The sequence below is a fragment of the Hylemonella gracilis str. Niagara R genome (genome assembly GCF_000600295.1).
GTDB classification, from domain to species: domain Bacteria; phylum Pseudomonadota; class Gammaproteobacteria; order Burkholderiales; family Burkholderiaceae_C; genus Hylemonella; species Hylemonella gracilis_A.
In genome coordinates, this window is sequence record NZ_JEMG01000001.1 from 2,501,035 (window position 1) to 2,517,204 (window position 16,170).

A 16,170-nucleotide genomic window follows, 5' to 3' on the forward strand; every position below is an offset into this window, starting at 1 on the left:
TCCGCTGGTCTGCCCAGACACCGGAACGCATGGTAGCGGGATTTTGCGCGCGACCCGCACCGGCAGATCGCGCGCCGTGTCCTTCAATGGACCAGGTCGGTGAAGACCAGTACCTCGGCGTGCTTGCCCTTGGTGAAGGTCAGTACAGACTCAGCCTCAATCATTGCCGCGTCGCCGCCTGTGAGCTTCTGGCCGTTGACTTCCAGTTCGCCCTTGACGAGGTGCACGTAAGCCTTGCGTTGGGCGTCGAGCTGGAGCGTCGCCTCTTCGTCGCCATCGAAAAGGCCGGCGTACAAGCGCGCGTCGGCGTGCACGGTCACCGAGCCGTCTTCACCCGTGGGCGAGGCCACCAGGCGCAGCCTGCCGCGCTTGTCGTCGGACACGAAAGTCTTCTGCTCATAACTCGGCGTGATGCCGCGCACGTTCGGTTCGATCCAGATTTGCAGGAAATGCGTCTGCTGGCCCGCTGCGTGATTGAACTCGCTGTGCAGCACGCCGCTGCCCGCGCTCATGCGCTGCACGTCACCGGGTGGGATGCCCTTGACGTTGCCCATGCTGTCCTTGTGCGCGAGGTTGCCCTCCAGTACGTAGCTGATGATTTCCATGTCGCGGTGGCCATGGGTGCCAAAGCCGGTGCCGGGTGCGATGCGGTCTTCGTTGATGACGCGCAGATTGCCCCAACCCATGAACTCGGGGTCATAGTAGCCCGCGAAGGAAAAGCTGTGGAAGGACTTGAGCCAGCCATGGTCGGCATAACCACGGTCCTGGGATTTACGAACGGTCAGCATGAGATGCTCCTTTCTGTAGGGCCTGCCAAGATGGGATGTGGGGCCGGCCGATGGAGTCACTGTAAAAAAAGACCGAGGTCTTGAGGCCGAGTTGCTTTGAGGATTAAGTTCAAAATAAATGAAATAAGATTGGCGCTTCGTGCAAATCAACCGCCGAATCCCTGCCCATGCAAGCGCCGTCACCTGCTCCCCATTCCGCCCGCGACGTCCTGACCCCGGACGCACTGGCCATGCTCCAGGCCATCGAAGCGGCGGGCAGCTTCGCGGCGGCGGCACGCGCGCTAGGCCTGGTGCCCAGCGCCCTGACCTACCGCGTGCGCCAAATCGAGGATGCCCTGGACGTGCTGCTCTACGACCGCAGTTCCCGCCAGGCCCGGCTGACCGCGGCCGGCGCGGAGCTGCTGCGCGAGGGTCAGCGCCTGCTGGGCGAAATCGACGCCGTGGCGCGCCGGGTGCAGCGCGTGGCCACGGGCTGGGAGTCGCAGTTCACCGTCGCGGTCGACGGCATCATCCACCGGCCCACCCTCATGGAGCTGTGCGAGAGTTTTTTCACCCTGGGCGCGCCCACGCGCCTGAAGCTGCGCGATGAAACGCTGATGGGCACGCTGGAGGCGCTGACCAGCGGCCAGGCCGACCTGGCCATCGGCGTGGTGCTGGAGGCCGGCGACATCAGCACCGGCAATGTCGGCCTGCAGAGCAAGCCCCTGGGGCAGGTGGAGTTCATCTACGCCGTCGCGCCCCACCACCCGCTGGCGAGCGCACCCGAGCCCTTGACCGACGCCATGCTGCTGCAGCACCGCGCAGTGGCCGTGGCGGACTCGTCCAGTCAAGGCCAGGGCCTGACCGTGGGCCTGCTGGCCGGGCAGGACGTGCTGACCGTCAGCACCATGCAGGCCAAACTGGACGCGCAACTGCGCGGCCTGGGCGGCGGTTTCCTGCCCGAATGCAATGCCCGCCCCTACATCGAGGCCGGCCGATTGATCGTCAAGCAGACCGAGCGTTCACAACGCGTGGTGCGGACCAGTTACGTCTGGCGCGGCAACAGCGCACCGGGCCAAGCGATGGGCCAGGGCTCGGGCCGTGCCCTGCAGTGGTGGTTGCAGCAGTTGGACAGCCCGACCACCCGCGCCGCCTTGCTGGGGCCACTGCAACGCTGAAGGCCTTGCGCTGGCACGCTGCCCAGACACAGCCATGACGACTTCCTACATCGGTCGTTTCGCGCCCTCACCCACCGGCCCCCTGCACGCCGGTTCGCTGGTGGCCGCCCTGGCCAGCTGGCTGGACGCGCGGGCACATGGCGGCCGCTGGCTGGTGCGCATCGAGGACGTGGATCAGGCGCGTTGCCTGCCCGGCGCCGACGAACTGATCTTGCGACAACTGGCCACCTGCGGCCTGCACCCGGACGAAACACCGCTCTACCAATCCAGGCGTGGCGCCACGTACCAGCGTGTGCTGGATGCATTGGTGCAGCGTGGCCGCGCCTACCCCTGCACCTGCTCGCGCCGCAAGGTCGAACTGGCCCTGGAGCAACTCGGTCGTCCGCGTGGCCGCCACGGGGAATTGGTCTACCCCGGCACATGCCGGCCCGGGCCGGGCCCAGCCCCCGTCGCTCCGGTCATCCCACCTCCTGCAGCGCGTGCCCAGGCCTGGCGCATGCGGGTACCGACGGGTGTGCTGCTCTGGCAGGACCGGCGTCTGGGCGCGCAAGCACAGGACGTGACCGCCGAGGTCGGGGACTTCGTGCTCAAGCGCGCCGACGGCTACTGGGCCTACCAGCTCGCCGTGGTCGTCGACGACCTGGCCCAGGGCGTCACCCACATCGTGCGCGGCGAAGACCTGACCGACAACACGCCGCGCCAGATCCTGCTGCTGCAGTCCCTGGGCTATCCGACGCCCAGCTACCTGCACACCCCGCTGGTGCTCGGCCCGAACGGGGAAAAACTGAGCAAGCAAAACGGCGCGCAGGCCCTGGAGTTGGACCATCCCGAGGCCGTTCGAGCCGCACTTGATTCGGCGGCGACGATGCTGGGTCTGTCTGCCGGCCTAGGCACCCAGGCCAACGACACTGCCAGCGCACTGGCGGCCTGGGTGGCCGAATGGCGAGCACGATGGGTGGATGGGAACCAGATGAGGCCTTCTTACAATCCGGGTCCGTGAACGATACGCCCGCCATGCCCCAGTCCAGCCCCACCACCGCGCCACCCGAGGGCGTGGCCTATCCGAAGACCATCAAGAGCTACGTCACGCGCGCGGGCCGCACGACCACGGGCCAGGCCAAAGCCCTGCAGGAATGGGGGCCGCTCTACGTGCTGCCCTTCCGGCCCGAGCCGCTGGACCTGGACGCCACCTTCCAGCGCGACCCTGGTCATCCCGCGCCCACCATCCTGGAGATCGGTTTTGGCATGGGTGATGCCACGGCCCACATCGCCGCGCTGATGCCCGAGAAAAACTTCATCGGCTGCGAGGTGCACGAACCCGGCGTGGGTGCCCTGCTCAAGCACATCGGTGAACGCGGCCTGACGAACCTGCGCATCGTGCAGCACGACGCGGTGGAAGTGCTGGACCAGATGCTGCAGCCAGGCTCGCTGGCCGGCGTGCATATCTTCTTCCCCGACCCCTGGCACAAGAAGCGTCACCACAAACGCCGCCTGATCCAGCCAGACTTCGTGCGCAAGCTGACCGGTTTCCTGCGCCCGCTGGGCGCGGATGGCAAGCCGGGCGGCTACCTCCACTGCGCGACCGACTGGCAACCCTATGCCGAGCAGATGCTGGCTGTGTTGTCCGCCGAGCCCGCGCTGCGCAACACGGCGACGGACTACGCGCCCCGCCCCGCCTACCGCCCCGAAACCAAGTTCGAGCGGCGCGGCCTGCGCCTGGGCCATGGCGTCTGGGATTTGGTGTTCGAGCGGGTCTGAGACCGGGCGCTGGTCCACCGGAGTTCATGACACGCCCCGCGCACCGTCATCGCCCGCCCATGATCGCGGGCGTGAGCGCGAGCTGCGTGGCCCTGCCTGGCGGCGGCGCATGGCCACTGCTGGTGGATTTCCTGGCCGAGCGCCTGCCTGCGGTGAGCGCCGACCAATGGCGGCAGCGCATGGCGCTGGGGCGCGTGCTGGACGAACAAGGCCACGCCCTGTCGCCTGAGGTACCCATGAGCGCTTGTGCCCCTGGCGCACGGGTCTACTACTACCGCGAGCTGGATGCCGAGCCCGACCTGCCTTTCGAGGCCCGCATCGTCTTCCAGGACGAACACCTGCTCGTGGCCGACAAACCCCACTTCATGCCTGTCACGCCCAGCGGCCGGCATGTGCGCAACAGTCTGCTGGTGCGGCTGAAGTTGCAGACCGGCATCGATACGCTCAGCCCCATCCACCGCATCGACCGTGAGACCGCCGGCTTGGTGCTCTTCAGCGTGCGCGCGGCAGAACGCGGCGCCTACCAGGCGCTGTTTCGCACCCAGGCGGTGGAGAAGGTGTACGAAGCCATCGCCCCGCTCGCAGCCCGGGACGTGGATCGTCCCCTGCCTGCGGTCTACCGCAGCCGCATCGAGGTCGATCCCACGCACTTCTTCCGCCAACACGAGGCCGAGGGCGAGCCCAACAGCGAAACAGCGCTCGAGCTGGTCGAGGTACGCACACCGCACGCCCTGTATCGCCTGCGCCCACGCAGCGGCAAGACGCACCAGCTGCGCGTGCACATGAATGCCTTGGGTCGGCCGATCGTGGGCGATCTGTTTTATCCCGAGATCGTTCATGGCCCCGAGGTCGCGCGCGAAGACTGGAGCCAACCGCTGCGCCTGCTGGCGCGTCGCCTGGCCTTCACCGACCCCTGCACCGGTGAAGCACGCCTGTTCGAGAGCCGCCTGGTACTGGACTGGCCGGACTCGACTGCATCCACGGTCTGACACGGCGCACTGCAAAACCCGAGGAGCGCGGTGATACATCAGCTAACAGACGCGCTGGGGGCGGCTTTACCGTGCGGCGCTATCATCGCCGCGTCACCTTCAAGACACCACGAACCACTCCGAAATCCGGACACAGGACACGCCATGACCTCACACCAACTCACCCTCACCCGCTCTCGTCGCCTGATCGCTGCCTTGGCGATCTGGCTGATGGCCATGACGGGCATGGTCGGCGCAGCGCACGCCGATGACCTCGCCGACCTGGGCGCGGCCCTGAGCTACAAACCTCTGCAACCCGTGGAGGCCCAGGGCGTGACGGGTTTTGACATCGGTGTGGCCACCACCTTCAGCCAGATGAACGACAGCGAAGATGTCAGCGTGACCCGGGTGAACCTGCACAAGGGCCTGCCCTACGGCTTCGACATCGGTGCCTTCTTCGGCAACGCCCACCAGGACGGCGAGAGCAACTCGCTCAACGGCTACGAGCTGCGTTATGCCTTGCTGCGCGGCGACACGGCGCTGCCCGCGATCGGCGTGCGCGGGGCCTATACCAAGCTGGACAACAACGCACTCGACCTGGACACCAAGAGCGTCGACATCGCGATCTCCAAGGGTTTCCTCTTCCTGACGCCCTATGCCGGCATCGGCCAGGTCTGGGTGGACAGCAAGCAAGGCGATGCCAGCATGACCAAGACCTATGCAGGGCTCAACATCGGCTTGGGACTGTTCGCCGTGGACATCGAGGTGGACCAGACCGGCGAAGTCACAACCTATGGACTCAAGGCAGCCCTGCGCTGGTGAGATGCAAACCGTTGTAAGCAGCGCGAATTCCGGGATGAGGCCACTCGGCGATAATCCTCGCGGCCGTACGCCCCCATCAAGATGACCATGAAAAAAAACCTTTCTTTCCTGGCCTGCGCCACGCTCGGCCTGACCCTGAGCATGATCACCACGACAGCCTCGGCAGACAGGCTTGGCGACCTGGACCAGCTGACTGACAGGGAATTCAAGCACGCGTCCGAGGCCATCGGTGCGGTGGTCAGCTACCGCCCCATCGCGCCGCCGCAACCGCAGGGTCTGACGGGTTTCGACATTGGCCTGTCCATGACCAGCAGTTCCCTCTCTTACAAGGGTGCGGCTGCGCTGGAGAAGGCCAATGGCAATCTGTACCTGGATGACGCGGTGCAGACCTATCGCCTGGACATCCACAAAGGTCTGCCCTTCGACGTGGACGTCGGCGCGTATTTCGCGAACGTGCCCGGACTGGGCATCGACGTTCGGGGCCTGGAGGCACGCTACGCCCTGCTGGCCGGTGACTTCGCCACGCCCACCATCAGCCTGCGCGGCGGCTACACCTACGCCACCAACTCGGACGACATTTCCATCGATGCCCGTAGCCTGGATGTGTCGATTTCCAAGGGCTTTGCCATGCTGACGCCCTACGCAGGCATCGGTTATGTCTGGGTGGACAGCGATGGCCGCAAGACCGCCAACCATCTCCACAGCTCGCCGGAGCTCAGCAAGTACTACGCGGGCATCAACATGGGCCTGGGCCTGGCCAATCTGGCCTTCGAGACCGACATCACCGGCTCCACCATCAGCTGGGGCATGAAGTTTGGCGTGCGCTGGTGAACGCTGGCCCCAGCGGGTTCTCCGTCATGTGAAAAAGGGCGCTCTGAATGAGCGCCCTTTTTGCTGGGTCCGCCCTGCACCAGAGCGGATGACCAGGCCAGTCTTCAGATTTCCCGCGCCGTGATGTGGTACTTGAAAGCGTCCGGCGTGTAGGAATCCAGGCGTTCGATCTGCCCCGGCTTGCCGGTCTCGCAGACCGGGTACATCAGAAAGCCCAGCGGCCCGCGCTGCGCGCCGGGCAGTTGCAGGTCGTGCGCCATGTTCCAGCCCACCCAGTTGCCTTCCCACTGACCAAAGAGGGCCTTGTTGACAGGCGCGACCAGGGGGTTATGCGTGGTCTTGATCCATTCGGGTGTTTCCTGGCGCATGACCTTGGCCACGTCGGCCGGGTCCATGGCCACCCAACCGTGATCTTTCAAATAGACCTCGGCACGGCAATGCTGGGCGCCTGAGAGATTGCCCATGTTGTTGCCGCCCAATTCCTTGTAGCCAAAAGCCGAAGGCGCGAGGCGCAGGCCGTAGACATCGCGCGCGGGCAGGCCCACGGCACGGCACAGGCCAACGAAGAGCGCGTTGATGTCGGCGCACTTGCCGCCCAGGTTGCCCGTCTCCAGCATGGTCTTGATGTCGCCTTCGCCGCAGCCGCGCACCTTGGGCTCGCGGTAGGCATTGGTGACGACCCAGTCGTAAACGGCACGGACCTTCTCGTAGTCGGTCTTGGCCCCTTGCGTGGCCTTGAGCGCCGTCTCGCGCACGATGCCGTCGGTGGGCAGAAGCGCGGTCGGGCGGGTCCAGAAAGCGAGGTCCTTGTCCTGCGTCTGGCTGGACTTGGCCGACCAGTCCACCGCGCGGCTGCGCGTCTGCACGCGGCTGGTTAGCTCGACCCAGGGCGTTTTTTCACCGGGCGCGAATTCAACGGTCAACCATTGCGTGGCCGGCACGCCGCCCTGGGCCACGTCCTTGCTCAGGGTGACGCGGCCGTTGCTGTCCCAGCGGTTGTCCAGCGAGCGCTGCCAGTCGCTGTCGATGGACGGCACGGGCAGCCAAACGCGGGTCTGGCCTTCGGCCAATTGCACGTCAACCCGGGTCTTGACTTCAAAGCTGCGCCAAGCGCCGGGCTGGGGATTGAACTGGCGCTCGGGCGTGGCGCTTTGCGCGCCCGCGCGGATCGGCCAGGTTCCGAGCACGGAAGCGGTGGTGGCGCAGGACGCGGCCGCCGCCACGTTTTTCAGGAAGGCACGGCGCTGCGATGCGCGCCCTTCGGACGCACGTTGAACGGTAGTCATGAAGCGATCTCCGGTAGGTGAGGAACACACCGTCGGCGCAGGTGAAGATGCACCGAAACGGTAGGGCCGGATTATCACCAGCCCAGGGAATTCAGGGCAGCAGGGCCTCCACCAGCGCCTGCGCCTGCTCACCGCTCCAGTCCAGCTCGCCCCGAACGCGGTGGCGGGGTTGGCCCTGGGCGTCGATCAGCACCGTCGTTGGTAGCACGCTGGCCGCATCCCAGGCACGCGCGGCTTCTTTTTCGGTGTCCAGCAGCACGGTCAATGCGTCGGTGTCCAGCGCGCTGCTCTGCAGGAAACGCGTGATGGCACGTGGCCCTTCCCCCACGTTGATGACCAGCACCCGCACAGCGTCGCCATAAAACGCGGCCAGGGTCTGCAGGGTGGGCATCTCGACCCGGCAAGGCGCGCACCAGGAGGCCCAGAAATTCAGCAGGACAACACGCCCGCGCAAGGCCTCCAAGGTCCAAGCTCGGCCCTGGAGGTCGAGCGCGCGCAGCGGCGGCGCCTTTTGACCGGGGGGCCAGGGTGTGAGGGCCTGCCCTGCCGTGATTGCGGCAGTGGCGTTCACGCTGGACACGCGCAGCACCGGAGCCAACGCGAGCGGAGCCAGACCTGCACCCAGGGCAGCCCGCAGACAGAGTCGTCGTTGCATCATGGTGACAGTGTAGGGGGAGGTAACTCAGACGCTGGCCAGGCGATTCCCCCCGGCGGCCTGCGCCTGTCGGACGCCCTCGCTGGCGCGCGCTTGCAGATGGTGCGCCAACTCGCCCGTTCGGTACTGCGCCACGCCCACACTGGCGCTCAAACGCGCGAGCTGGTCCGCTGCATCGGCGCTGGCGCGCCAGCGCCTGCTCCCCAAGGCGGCGACCGCGATGCGCAGTTGCTCGGCCATGCGCATGGCTACGCTGAGCTCGGTCTCGGGCAGCACGATCAGGAACTGGCCGCCTTCCTCACGCGCCAGCCAATCGACCTCGTTGCGCAGCGCGGCCCGGCAGGTGCTTGCCATCTCGCGCAACAGCTCGTCGATGTCGGTCGGCCCCAGTTCCTGCTGGCGCTCGCGGTACTCGTCCATGCTGACCAGCAGCAGCGACAAGGGCCTGCCATAACGCTGCACACGCTCCACCTCGCCGGGCAGGCGCTCCTCGATGGCGCGGCGATTCCAGCAACCGGTGAGCGCGTCGGTGCGCGACAGTCGGTACACCTCGTCCACCAGGCGCTGCAACTCGTCGGTGCGTTGCGCCACTTTTTCATCCAGCCCGTCGATGTGGGCACGCAGGCCTGTCTGCAGCTTGGCGAAGCCGTCGGCCAGCAGGTCGATTTCATCGGCCTCCCGTTGTGCAGTGGCACGCTGGCGCGGCGGCGGCGTCATGAGGCGATCGGGCGTCAGCTCGGCGGCGAAACGCGCCATGGCCTCCAAGGGTTGCTGCAGGCGCCGGCGCAGCAACCAGGTCACGAGCAGGCACACCAGGACGGTATACGCCCCATAACCCAGCAGCACCTGCAAGGCCGAGGCACGCACCTCGCCCATCACGTAGTGCGGATTGCCGATGATTTCCACCTGCCCCAGCGGCAAGCTCGCCCCGCCCTGGCCCGGCAGGGGCAAGATGTCCATGCGGCGCACCACGGCGGCGGGGGCTTCGCGCGCGGACGGGTCGCCTGCCATGAACACCGGGCCGGTCGCGGAACGCAGGCGCACATACCCGACCTCGGGCAGGGCCGCGATGGCCTGCACCTGCCGCTGGACAGCCTCGAATTCAATGTCCCACAGGGCCGTTGCCAGCTGCGGCAAATGGGCGCGGGCGATGTTCTCCACCTGGGTCACGAAACGCTGCTCGTGCTGGCGCAGCAGGTACCAGGTCTGTCCCGCCAGCACCAGGGCCATGCACAGCAGCGCGAGCAGCACGATGCGTCGGATCAGCGCGCCTGCCAGGGGACGGAAATTGCGCGGGACTTCCCAGGCCATGCTTGGGGTAATCGCGTCCGGCGCGACGGAAGCCGGGGGCCGGGACACGCCCCGGCGCGACCCCATGTCATCACGGAAGCGCGCGTTCATCGGCATGCCTTTCGGTGGACCTCGGCGCGTCCTTCAGCAGGCGCTCCATGCTGAAGTCGTAGCCGCGCAGCCCAGGGTTGTGGGTTTTGCTGAAACGCTTGAAGTCAACGTGGTCACAGCCCGGCCCAAGGCGCGCGCGCAGGGCCTGCGCCAGCTTGGCGTCGAACAGGGCGAACATGGGACGTTCCTGCATCAGACCCTCTCTCACGAAATCGTGACCCAGATAATGGTCGTAAATCATCACCAGGCTCCAAGCGCCAGTGATGAAGTGACCGCCCGCGAGCGCGGCCAGACGCCCGCTCTCCTTCGCTTGCAGCGCCTCGGCGGAGGTGTTGATGCCGCTGAAGAAAACCGTCCGCCCTGGCACGCCGCCCCGCCGTTCCAAGGCGCTCATCGCGCCGAAGGCCATGAGGTCATTGCCCGCCCAGACCAGACGGGCATGCGGGTGGCGCTGGTAGAGCACTTCGGCCTGCTCGGCGGCCTTCTCGCGCGACCAGGCGGCGTAGACCTCCTGGTCGATCACCACGTCGCCCGCCTCGCGCACGGCCTGGCGCATGCCCTCATTGCGCGCGATGGAGGACGGCGTGCTGCGGTCGCCCGCGATCACCAGCAGGTGCAGCTTGCCGTCCGGTCCCTGGGCCTGCGCCGCGCGGGCCTGGGCGATCAAGGCACGGGCCGTCAGGTAACCGGCGTCCTGCGCGCGAGGCTCGAGCGAGCCGATCCAGAGCCTGTGCTTGCGCCTGGGCGTGCCGGTGCGCGCCAGTTCCTCCACCGTGGGCTTGCTGTAGGCCATGAAGACCCGGATGTCGCTGCCCTCGAAGATATTGAGCAGCTCCGGGCCGGTGCCATAGTCGTTGGTGATCACGACGTACTCGGGCCGAAGGCCTGGCGGGCGCGCCACGATGGCGCGCGCGATCTGGAAGACCCGCAGGTGTTCGCGTTCGGCGTAGTGGACCTCCAGGGTCTGCCCCAGGCTTTGCGCGGCGGACTGCATGCATCGCGATACGCCGGACCAGTAGAACTCGTCCACCTTGCCCGGGTTGATGAAGGCCACCCTCTGTGCCCTGGCCTCGGCCGCAACCAGGGCCGCGCCGACCAGCGCACCCATCAGCGCACCCCACCGCAACGCATGCGCGGCGGCGCAAAGCCTCCTCCATGACAAGCACTTGCCTGGCTTCATACCCCAACGACCTTGCCGTTTGAACGTCCGCCCTGATCCTCATCTCTGGACGCTTGCCGCGTCTCTTTGCTCAGCGAGTGAGGGCGCCCGCACATCCCGGCGGCAGCGCCCACGCCCCATCGAGCGCTTGGGTGCCTGTGCTCTGCAGGGCTTACAGGCGCTCGGCCACCCAGCCTTGCACGGCCTGCAACGCCTTCGGCAAGCCGCTGGCATCGGTGCCGCCAGCCATGGCCATGTCGGGCTTGCCGCCGCCCTTGCCACCCACCTGCTGGGCGACAAAGTTGACCAACTCACCCGCCTTGACCTTGCCCACGCTGTCGGCGGTCACACCGGCCGCGATCTGCACCTTGCCGCCCTCGACCGTGGCCAGCACGATGGCCGCAGTCTTGAGCTTGTCCTTGAGCTTGTCCAGGGTCTCACGCAGCACCTTGGCATCCGCGCCCTGCAGCGTGGCGGCCAGCACCTTGATGCCCTTCACGTCCACGGCCTGGACCATCAGTTCGTCGCCCTGGCTGGAGGCCAGCTTGCCCTTGAGGGCCGCGATTTCCTTTTCCAGCGTCTTGACCTGGTCCAGCACCTGGGTGATGCGGCCCTGCAGCTCCGCCGCCGGCGCCTTGAGCGCGCTCGCAGCCTGATGCACGGTGTTCTCCAGCCCTTGCAAGTAGGTGAGCGCGTTCGCGCCCGTCACAGCCTCGACGCGGCGGATGCCAGCAGCGACACCCGACTCGCTGACGATCTTGAACAGGCCAATGTCACCCGTGCGCGCGACGTGGGTGCCGCCGCAGAATTCGCGGCTCCTGCCGATGTCCAGGACGCGCACGGTGTCGCCGTATTTCTCGCCGAAGAGCATAACGGCGCCCGTGGCCTTGGCGGCCTCGATGTCCAGCAGGCGGGCCTGGGTGGCACTGTTGGCCAGGATTTCCTCGTTCACGCGGCGCTCGATCTCGGCGATCTGGGCGGCGGTCACCGGCGCATTGTGCGTGAAGTCGAAGCGCGTCTTGTCGGCGTCCACCAGCGAGCCTTTTTGCTGCACGTGCGCGCCCAGCACTTCGTGCAAGGCCTTGTGCATCAGGTGGGTGACACTGTGGTTGCGCATGGTCGCGGCACGGCGGCTCAGGTTGACCTGGGCTGTCACCGTGTCGCCCACATTGAGCGTGCCAGTGGCCAGGGTGCCGTGATGCCCATGCACGTCGGCCTTGATCTTTTGCGTGTCGGCGACCTCGAAGCGGGACGAACCCGCAAGGATGACGCCTTCGTCACCCACTTGGCCGCCGCTCTCCGCGTAGAAGGGCGTGGTATCCAGCACCACGACGCCGTCCTGACCTGCCTTGAGCTGGGCCGTGGGCGTGCCATCCACGTAGAGTGCGACGACCTTGGCCTGGGCTTCCAGCTTCTCGTAGCCCACGAACTGGTTGCCCGCGCCCGTGTAGTCCAGCGCCTTGTCCATCTTGAACTTGCCGGCGGCGCGGGCCTGGTTTTTCTGCTTGTCCATGGCGGACTTGAAGCCGGCTTCGTCCACCTTCACGCCGCGCTCGCGGCAGACGTCGTTGGTCAGATCCAGCGGGAAACCGTAGGTATCGTGCAGCTTGAAGGCCACGTCGCCCGGCAGCACCTTGGCACCACCACCCAAAGCCGCGTCCAGGATCTCCATGCCATTGGCCAGGGTCTCGAAGAAGCGCTCCTCCTCGGCCTGGAGCACCTCGGTGATGCGCTGCTGCTGGTCCTTCAGGCGCGGGTAGGCGTCGCCCATCAAGCGCACCAACTCACCCACCAGCTTGTGGAAGAACGGCGTCTTGCGGCCCAGCTTGTAGCCGTGGCGGATGGCGCGGCGCACGATGCGACGCTGCACGTAGCCGCGACCTTCATTGGAAGGAATCACGCCATCGCTGACCAGGAAGGCCGTGGCGCGGATGTGGTCGGCGATCACGCGCAGCGAGGGGTTGCTCAGATCATTCGTGCCGACCTCGCGCGCGGCCGCCTTGATCAGCGCGTCGAAGATGTCGATCTCGTAGTTGCTGTGCACGTGCTGCAGGATGGCGGCCAGGCGCTCCAGGCCCATGCCCGTGTCCACGCAGGGCGCGGGCAACGGCGTGACCGAACCGTCCTCGTGCATCTCGAACTGCATGAACACGTTGTTCCAGATCTCGATGAAGCGGTCGCCGTCTTCCTCGGGGCTGCCCGGGGGGCCGCCGGCGATGTGAGGGCCGTGGTCGTAGAAGATCTCCGAGCAGGGGCCGCAAGGACCCGTGTCGGCCATCATCCAGAAATTGTCTGACTTGTAGCGGCCGCCCTTGTTGTCACCAATGCGGATGATGCGGTTCTCTAGGCGGATGCGCTCTGGCGTCCAACCGGCCTTGACGAAAATGTCTTCCCAGATGGCGTAGGCTTCGTCATCTTCCAGGTACACAGTCGCATACAGCTTCTCCGCGGGCAACTGGTACACCGTGGTCAGCAGCTCCCAAGCCCAGTTCAGGCTTTCCTTCTTGAAGTAGTCGCCGAAGGACCAGTTGCCCAGCATCTCGAAGAAAGTATGGTGGCGCGCGGTGTAGCCCACGTTCTCCAGGTCGTTGTGCTTGCCGCCGGCGCGCAGGCAGGCCTGCACCGAGGCCGCGCGCACATAGCTGCGCTTGTCGGTGCCCAGGAACACGTCCTTGAACTGCACCATGCCCGAGTTGGTGAACATCAGCGTCGGGTCATTGCCCGGCACCAGCGGACTGGAGGCCACGACCGTGTGGCCCTTGGAGGCGAAGAAATCGAGAAAGGTCTTGCGGATGTCCGCGACGGAGATGGGTTTGCTCATGGTGGGCAGGACTGAATGGGGAAACCCGGCGCGGCCCAAAGACTGGATTGTTCTGGCTTGATTCTTCTACTGAACGCCGAGGGTCCGCGATTATAGGTTTCGCCCTGTCGGAGTTCGGCTCAGCGCCCCCGATGCCCCCGCGACTGGTCGCGCGCCACCTCGATGAATTCCTGCACTTCGCCACGCAAAGGCGAACCGCGCCGCCAGACCAGGCCCACGTCCACCGTGGGCACGGGGTCACGCAGCTTGCGCACGGCCACATGCTCGGCGTCCAGGGTCCAGGGGCGGTAGAGAAAATCCGGCAACACGGCCACACCCGCGCCCACGCCGACCAGGGAACGCACGGCCTCGAGGGACGTGGTGCGCAGCACCACCCGGGGTTTGATGCCGTGCTGCGCCTGCACCTGCGCCCAGGAACCCCGCATCAGCAGCTCCACCCGGTCGGCCAGCAGCACCACCTGGTCGTAGTCCGCGCACTCGGCCAGCGACACCTCCTCCTGGCTGGCCAGGGCATGGTCGGCCGCCATCCAGACCCGGTTGGGCGAGCGTGTCAGCGTCTCGGCCACCAGAGCCTGCGGCTCGCCCAGTGCATTGCTGACCATGATGGCGATGTCCAGCTCGCCGTTGATCAGCAGGTGCTCCAGGAAGGGCGGGGCCTCCTCGACGATGCGCAGTTCCACCCCAGGACTGGTGCGCACGAAACGCGCGAAGACCTCGGAAAGGTAGTACCCCGCCACCAGGCTGGTCACGCCCACGGTCAGGCTGCCGCCCTGCGGCACCGCAGCGGGCTGCACGCCGCGCGTCGCGTCGGCCACCGCGCCGATCACACGGCGTGCCTTGACCAGGAAGCGGTGCCCCTCGGGCGTCAGACGCATGCCCTTGGGGCTGCGTTCGAACAGCACCAGGCCCAGTTCGTCTTCCAGTTCCAGGATGCTCTTGGTGATGGCCGACTGCGCGATGTTCAACATGCGCGACGCAGCGGCCACCGAATCCGACTCCGCGACGGTCAGGAAGTAGCGGAACTGTTTGAGCGTGAGGTGGCGATTCATCCTGGTGCAAGGCCCCTCGGGTTTTCACTGTTGGGGTGCAGAAAAATGCAGGGGTTAACCCCAGATATCTATTTTTCAGATAGCTTACCGCAGGAATATTGAACTTTGAAAGCAAAGATCGGCTGCCTAGGATGCCCGGTGTTCCCTCCCCTTCATCCGTTTTCCAGGAAAGGTGATTCCGATGACCTCCGCACGCAGCATCCTGGTCCGCGCCTTGGCAGGCGCGGCCGCCACCACCTTCACGCTGGGCGCGCTCGCCCAGACCGCGCTCAGCAAGATCGGCAAACCCGAAGGCCAGGTCGACATCGTGGCCTGGGCCGGCTACATCGAACGCGGCGAAACCGACAAGGCTTTTGACTGGGTGACCGGCTTTGAAAAAGCCACGGGCTGCAAGGTCAACGTCAAGACCGCAGGGACCTCGGACGAGATGGTGGCGCTCATGAACGAAGGCGGCTTTGACCTGGTCACCGCTTCGGGCGACGCCTCCATGCGGCTGATCGCAGGCAAGCGCGTGCAGCCCATCAACGTCAGCCTGATCCCGAGCTACAAGAACATCGACCCGCGCCTGCAGAAAGCGCCCTGGCACCACGTCAACAACACGCACTACGGCGTGCCCTACCAGTGGGGCTGGAACGTGCTGATGTACAACACCAAGGTCTTCGGTGACAAGAAGCCCACGAGCTGGAGCGTGGTGTTCGAGGAACAGACCCTGCCCGACGGCAAGAGCAACAAGGGCCGCGTGCAGGCCTTCGACGGCCCGATCTACATCGCCGACGCCGCGCTCTACCTCATGAAGAAAAAGCCCGAGCTCGGCATCAAGGACCCCTACGAACTCAACGAGACCCAGTACAAGGCCGCGCTCGATCTGCTGCGCGGCCAGCGCAAGCTGGTGGGCAAGTACTGGCACGACGCCTTCGTGCAGATCGACGACTTCACCAACGAGGGCGTGGCCGCCTCGTCCAGCTGGCAGTTCATGGCCAACATCCTGGCCTCCAAGAAGGCGCCGATCGCCACCGTGGTGCCGGTCGAGGGCGCGACCGGCTGGGCCGATTCCACCATGCTGCACGCCGAGGCCGCGCACCCCAACTGCGCCTACCTCTGGCTCGAACATTCCATCAACCCCAAGCTGCAGGGCGACCTTGCGGCCTGGTTCGGCTCCGTGCCTGCCGTGCCCGCCGCCTGCAAGGGCAATGCGCTGCTGGGCGACAAGGGCTGTGCCAACAACGGCTACAACGACTTCGCGCGCATCTCCTTCTGGAAGACGCCCACCACCAAGTGCGCGACGCAAAACAACCAGTGCGTGCCTTACCACAAGTGGGCTTCGGACTACATCGCTGTATTAGGCGGCCGATGAATCGGCCGCCCCCCTGAGGCGCTGCGCGCCTTCCCCCCCTGAACGCCAACCTGCGGTGGCAGGGGGGACGCACTCAGCGGACTGGCAAAGCCAGCTCCGCGAGTGCCCTTGGTTTCAACCC

The 16,170-nt window shown here is 66.2% G+C and carries 14 protein-coding genes; 7 read left to right on the forward strand and 7 right to left on the reverse strand.

Annotation, left to right across the window (positions count from 1 at the left end; translation table 11 throughout):
- Window positions 1-83: 83 nt before the first annotated feature.
- Window positions 84-788, reverse strand: coding sequence for a pirin family protein (locus AZ34_RS11465; RefSeq protein ID WP_035608154.1), 705 nt, complete (start codon window positions 786-788; stop codon window positions 84-86).
- Window positions 789-955: 167 nt separating this feature from the next.
- On the opposite strand from AZ34_RS11465, the gene AZ34_RS11470 reads away from it, so the two are divergent.
- The 6 genes from AZ34_RS11470 to AZ34_RS11495 all read left to right on the forward strand — a co-directional run bounded on the left by AZ34_RS11470 (window position 956) and on the right by AZ34_RS11495 (window position 6,324).
- Window positions 956-1,945, forward strand: coding sequence for a LysR family transcriptional regulator (locus AZ34_RS11470; protein ID WP_035608156.1), 990 nt, complete (start codon window positions 956-958; stop codon window positions 1,943-1,945).
- A 34-nt stretch (window positions 1,946-1,979) separates the two neighbouring features.
- Window positions 1,980-2,945: a tRNA glutamyl-Q(34) synthetase GluQRS gene (gene gluQRS / locus AZ34_RS11475; RefSeq protein ID WP_051509723.1), complete on the forward strand. Its 966-nt coding sequence runs from the start codon at window positions 1,980-1,982 to the stop codon at window positions 2,943-2,945.
- A complete protein-coding gene (trmB, locus tag AZ34_RS11480) occupies window positions 2,897-3,703 on the forward strand; it encodes a tRNA (guanosine(46)-N7)-methyltransferase TrmB (RefSeq protein ID WP_081767184.1) in 807 nt (268 codons plus the stop codon). Before gluQRS ends, trmB begins: the two co-directional genes overlap by 49 nt.
- A gap of 26 nt (window positions 3,704-3,729) precedes the next feature.
- The gene (locus AZ34_RS11485; protein ID WP_035608158.1) at window positions 3,730-4,692 is read left to right on the forward strand and encodes a pseudouridine synthase; all 963 of its coding nucleotides are present in this window, start codon (window positions 3,730-3,732) and stop codon (window positions 4,690-4,692) included.
- A gap of 144 nt (window positions 4,693-4,836) precedes the next feature.
- Window positions 4,837-5,493: a hypothetical protein gene (locus tag AZ34_RS11490; RefSeq protein WP_051509726.1), complete on the forward strand. Its 657-nt coding sequence runs from the start codon at window positions 4,837-4,839 to the stop codon at window positions 5,491-5,493.
- 87 nt (window positions 5,494-5,580) lie between these two features.
- Window positions 5,581-6,324 (forward strand): hypothetical protein, encoded by a 744-nt coding sequence (locus AZ34_RS11495; RefSeq protein WP_051509727.1) that lies wholly within the window; start codon window positions 5,581-5,583, stop codon window positions 6,322-6,324.
- A 104-nt stretch (window positions 6,325-6,428) separates the two neighbouring features.
- Here AZ34_RS11495 and AZ34_RS11500 read toward each other — a convergent pair whose 3' ends face one another.
- The 6 genes from AZ34_RS11500 to AZ34_RS11525 all read right to left on the reverse strand — a co-directional run bounded on the left by AZ34_RS11500 (window position 6,429) and on the right by AZ34_RS11525 (window position 14,695).
- On the reverse strand, window positions 6,429-7,610 hold the full coding sequence (locus AZ34_RS11500) for a transglutaminase-like domain-containing protein (protein ID WP_035608160.1): 1,182 nt from the start codon (window positions 7,608-7,610) through the stop codon (window positions 6,429-6,431).
- 91 nt (window positions 7,611-7,701) lie between these two features.
- Entirely contained in the window at window positions 7,702-8,268 is a 567-nt protein-coding gene (locus tag AZ34_RS11505) for a TlpA family protein disulfide reductase (protein ID WP_051509729.1), read from the reverse strand.
- A gap of 24 nt (window positions 8,269-8,292) precedes the next feature.
- Window positions 8,293-9,666 carry a diguanylate cyclase domain-containing protein gene (locus AZ34_RS11510; protein ID WP_051509730.1) on the reverse strand — a complete coding sequence of 458 codons (1,374 nt, stop codon included), beginning with the start codon at window positions 9,664-9,666 and terminating at the stop codon, window positions 8,293-8,295.
- A complete protein-coding gene (locus tag AZ34_RS11515; protein WP_051509732.1) occupies window positions 9,647-10,774 on the reverse strand; it encodes an ABC transporter substrate-binding protein in 1,128 nt (375 codons plus the stop codon). Before AZ34_RS11515 ends, AZ34_RS11510 begins: the two co-directional genes overlap by 20 nt.
- A gap of 223 nt (window positions 10,775-10,997) precedes the next feature.
- Window positions 10,998-13,646: an alanine--tRNA ligase gene (alaS, locus tag AZ34_RS11520; RefSeq protein ID WP_035608162.1), complete on the reverse strand. Its 2,649-nt coding sequence runs from the start codon at window positions 13,644-13,646 to the stop codon at window positions 10,998-11,000.
- Window positions 13,647-13,765: 119 nt separating this feature from the next.
- Window positions 13,766-14,695: a LysR family transcriptional regulator gene (locus AZ34_RS11525; RefSeq protein WP_035608163.1), complete on the reverse strand. Its 930-nt coding sequence runs from the start codon at window positions 14,693-14,695 to the stop codon at window positions 13,766-13,768.
- A 181-nt stretch (window positions 14,696-14,876) separates the two neighbouring features.
- Between AZ34_RS11525 and AZ34_RS11530 the strand changes: the two genes are divergently transcribed.
- The gene (locus AZ34_RS11530; RefSeq protein WP_035608165.1) at window positions 14,877-16,049 is read left to right on the forward strand and encodes an ABC transporter substrate-binding protein; all 1,173 of its coding nucleotides are present in this window, start codon (window positions 14,877-14,879) and stop codon (window positions 16,047-16,049) included.
- Window positions 16,050-16,170: the final 121 nt, after the last annotated feature.

What these genes read in the sequence shown, in the direction of transcription:
- AZ34_RS11465 (WP_035608154.1), bottom strand. Translation starts at nt 788, where the DNA reads ATGCTGACCGTTCGTAAATCCCAGGACCGTGGTTATGCCGACCATGGC.
- AZ34_RS11470 (WP_035608156.1), top strand. Translation starts at nt 956, where the DNA reads ATGCAAGCGCCGTCACCTGCTCCCCATTCCGCCCGCGACGTCCTGACC.
- gluQRS (WP_051509723.1), top strand. Translation starts at nt 1,980, where the DNA reads ATGACGACTTCCTACATCGGTCGTTTCGCGCCCTCACCCACCGGCCCC.
- trmB (WP_081767184.1), top strand. Translation starts at nt 2,897, where the DNA reads ATGGGTGGATGGGAACCAGATGAGGCCTTCTTACAATCCGGGTCCGTG.
- AZ34_RS11485 (WP_035608158.1), top strand. Translation starts at nt 3,730, where the DNA reads ATGACACGCCCCGCGCACCGTCATCGCCCGCCCATGATCGCGGGCGTG.
- AZ34_RS11490 (WP_051509726.1), top strand. Translation starts at nt 4,837, where the DNA reads ATGACCTCACACCAACTCACCCTCACCCGCTCTCGTCGCCTGATCGCT.
- AZ34_RS11495 (WP_051509727.1), top strand. Translation starts at nt 5,581, where the DNA reads ATGAAAAAAAACCTTTCTTTCCTGGCCTGCGCCACGCTCGGCCTGACC.
- AZ34_RS11500 (WP_035608160.1), bottom strand. Translation starts at nt 7,610, where the DNA reads ATGACTACCGTTCAACGTGCGTCCGAAGGGCGCGCATCGCAGCGCCGT.
- AZ34_RS11505 (WP_051509729.1), bottom strand. Translation starts at nt 8,268, where the DNA reads ATGATGCAACGACGACTCTGTCTGCGGGCTGCCCTGGGTGCAGGTCTG.
- AZ34_RS11510 (WP_051509730.1), bottom strand. Translation starts at nt 9,666, where the DNA reads ATGAACGCGCGCTTCCGTGATGACATGGGGTCGCGCCGGGGCGTGTCC.
- AZ34_RS11515 (WP_051509732.1), bottom strand. Translation starts at nt 10,774, where the DNA reads ATGGGTGCGCTGGTCGGCGCGGCCCTGGTTGCGGCCGAGGCCAGGGCA.
- alaS (WP_035608162.1), bottom strand. Translation starts at nt 13,646, where the DNA reads ATGAGCAAACCCATCTCCGTCGCGGACATCCGCAAGACCTTTCTCGAT.
- AZ34_RS11525 (WP_035608163.1), bottom strand. Translation starts at nt 14,695, where the DNA reads ATGAATCGCCACCTCACGCTCAAACAGTTCCGCTACTTCCTGACCGTC.
- AZ34_RS11530 (WP_035608165.1), top strand. Translation starts at nt 14,877, where the DNA reads ATGACCTCCGCACGCAGCATCCTGGTCCGCGCCTTGGCAGGCGCGGCC.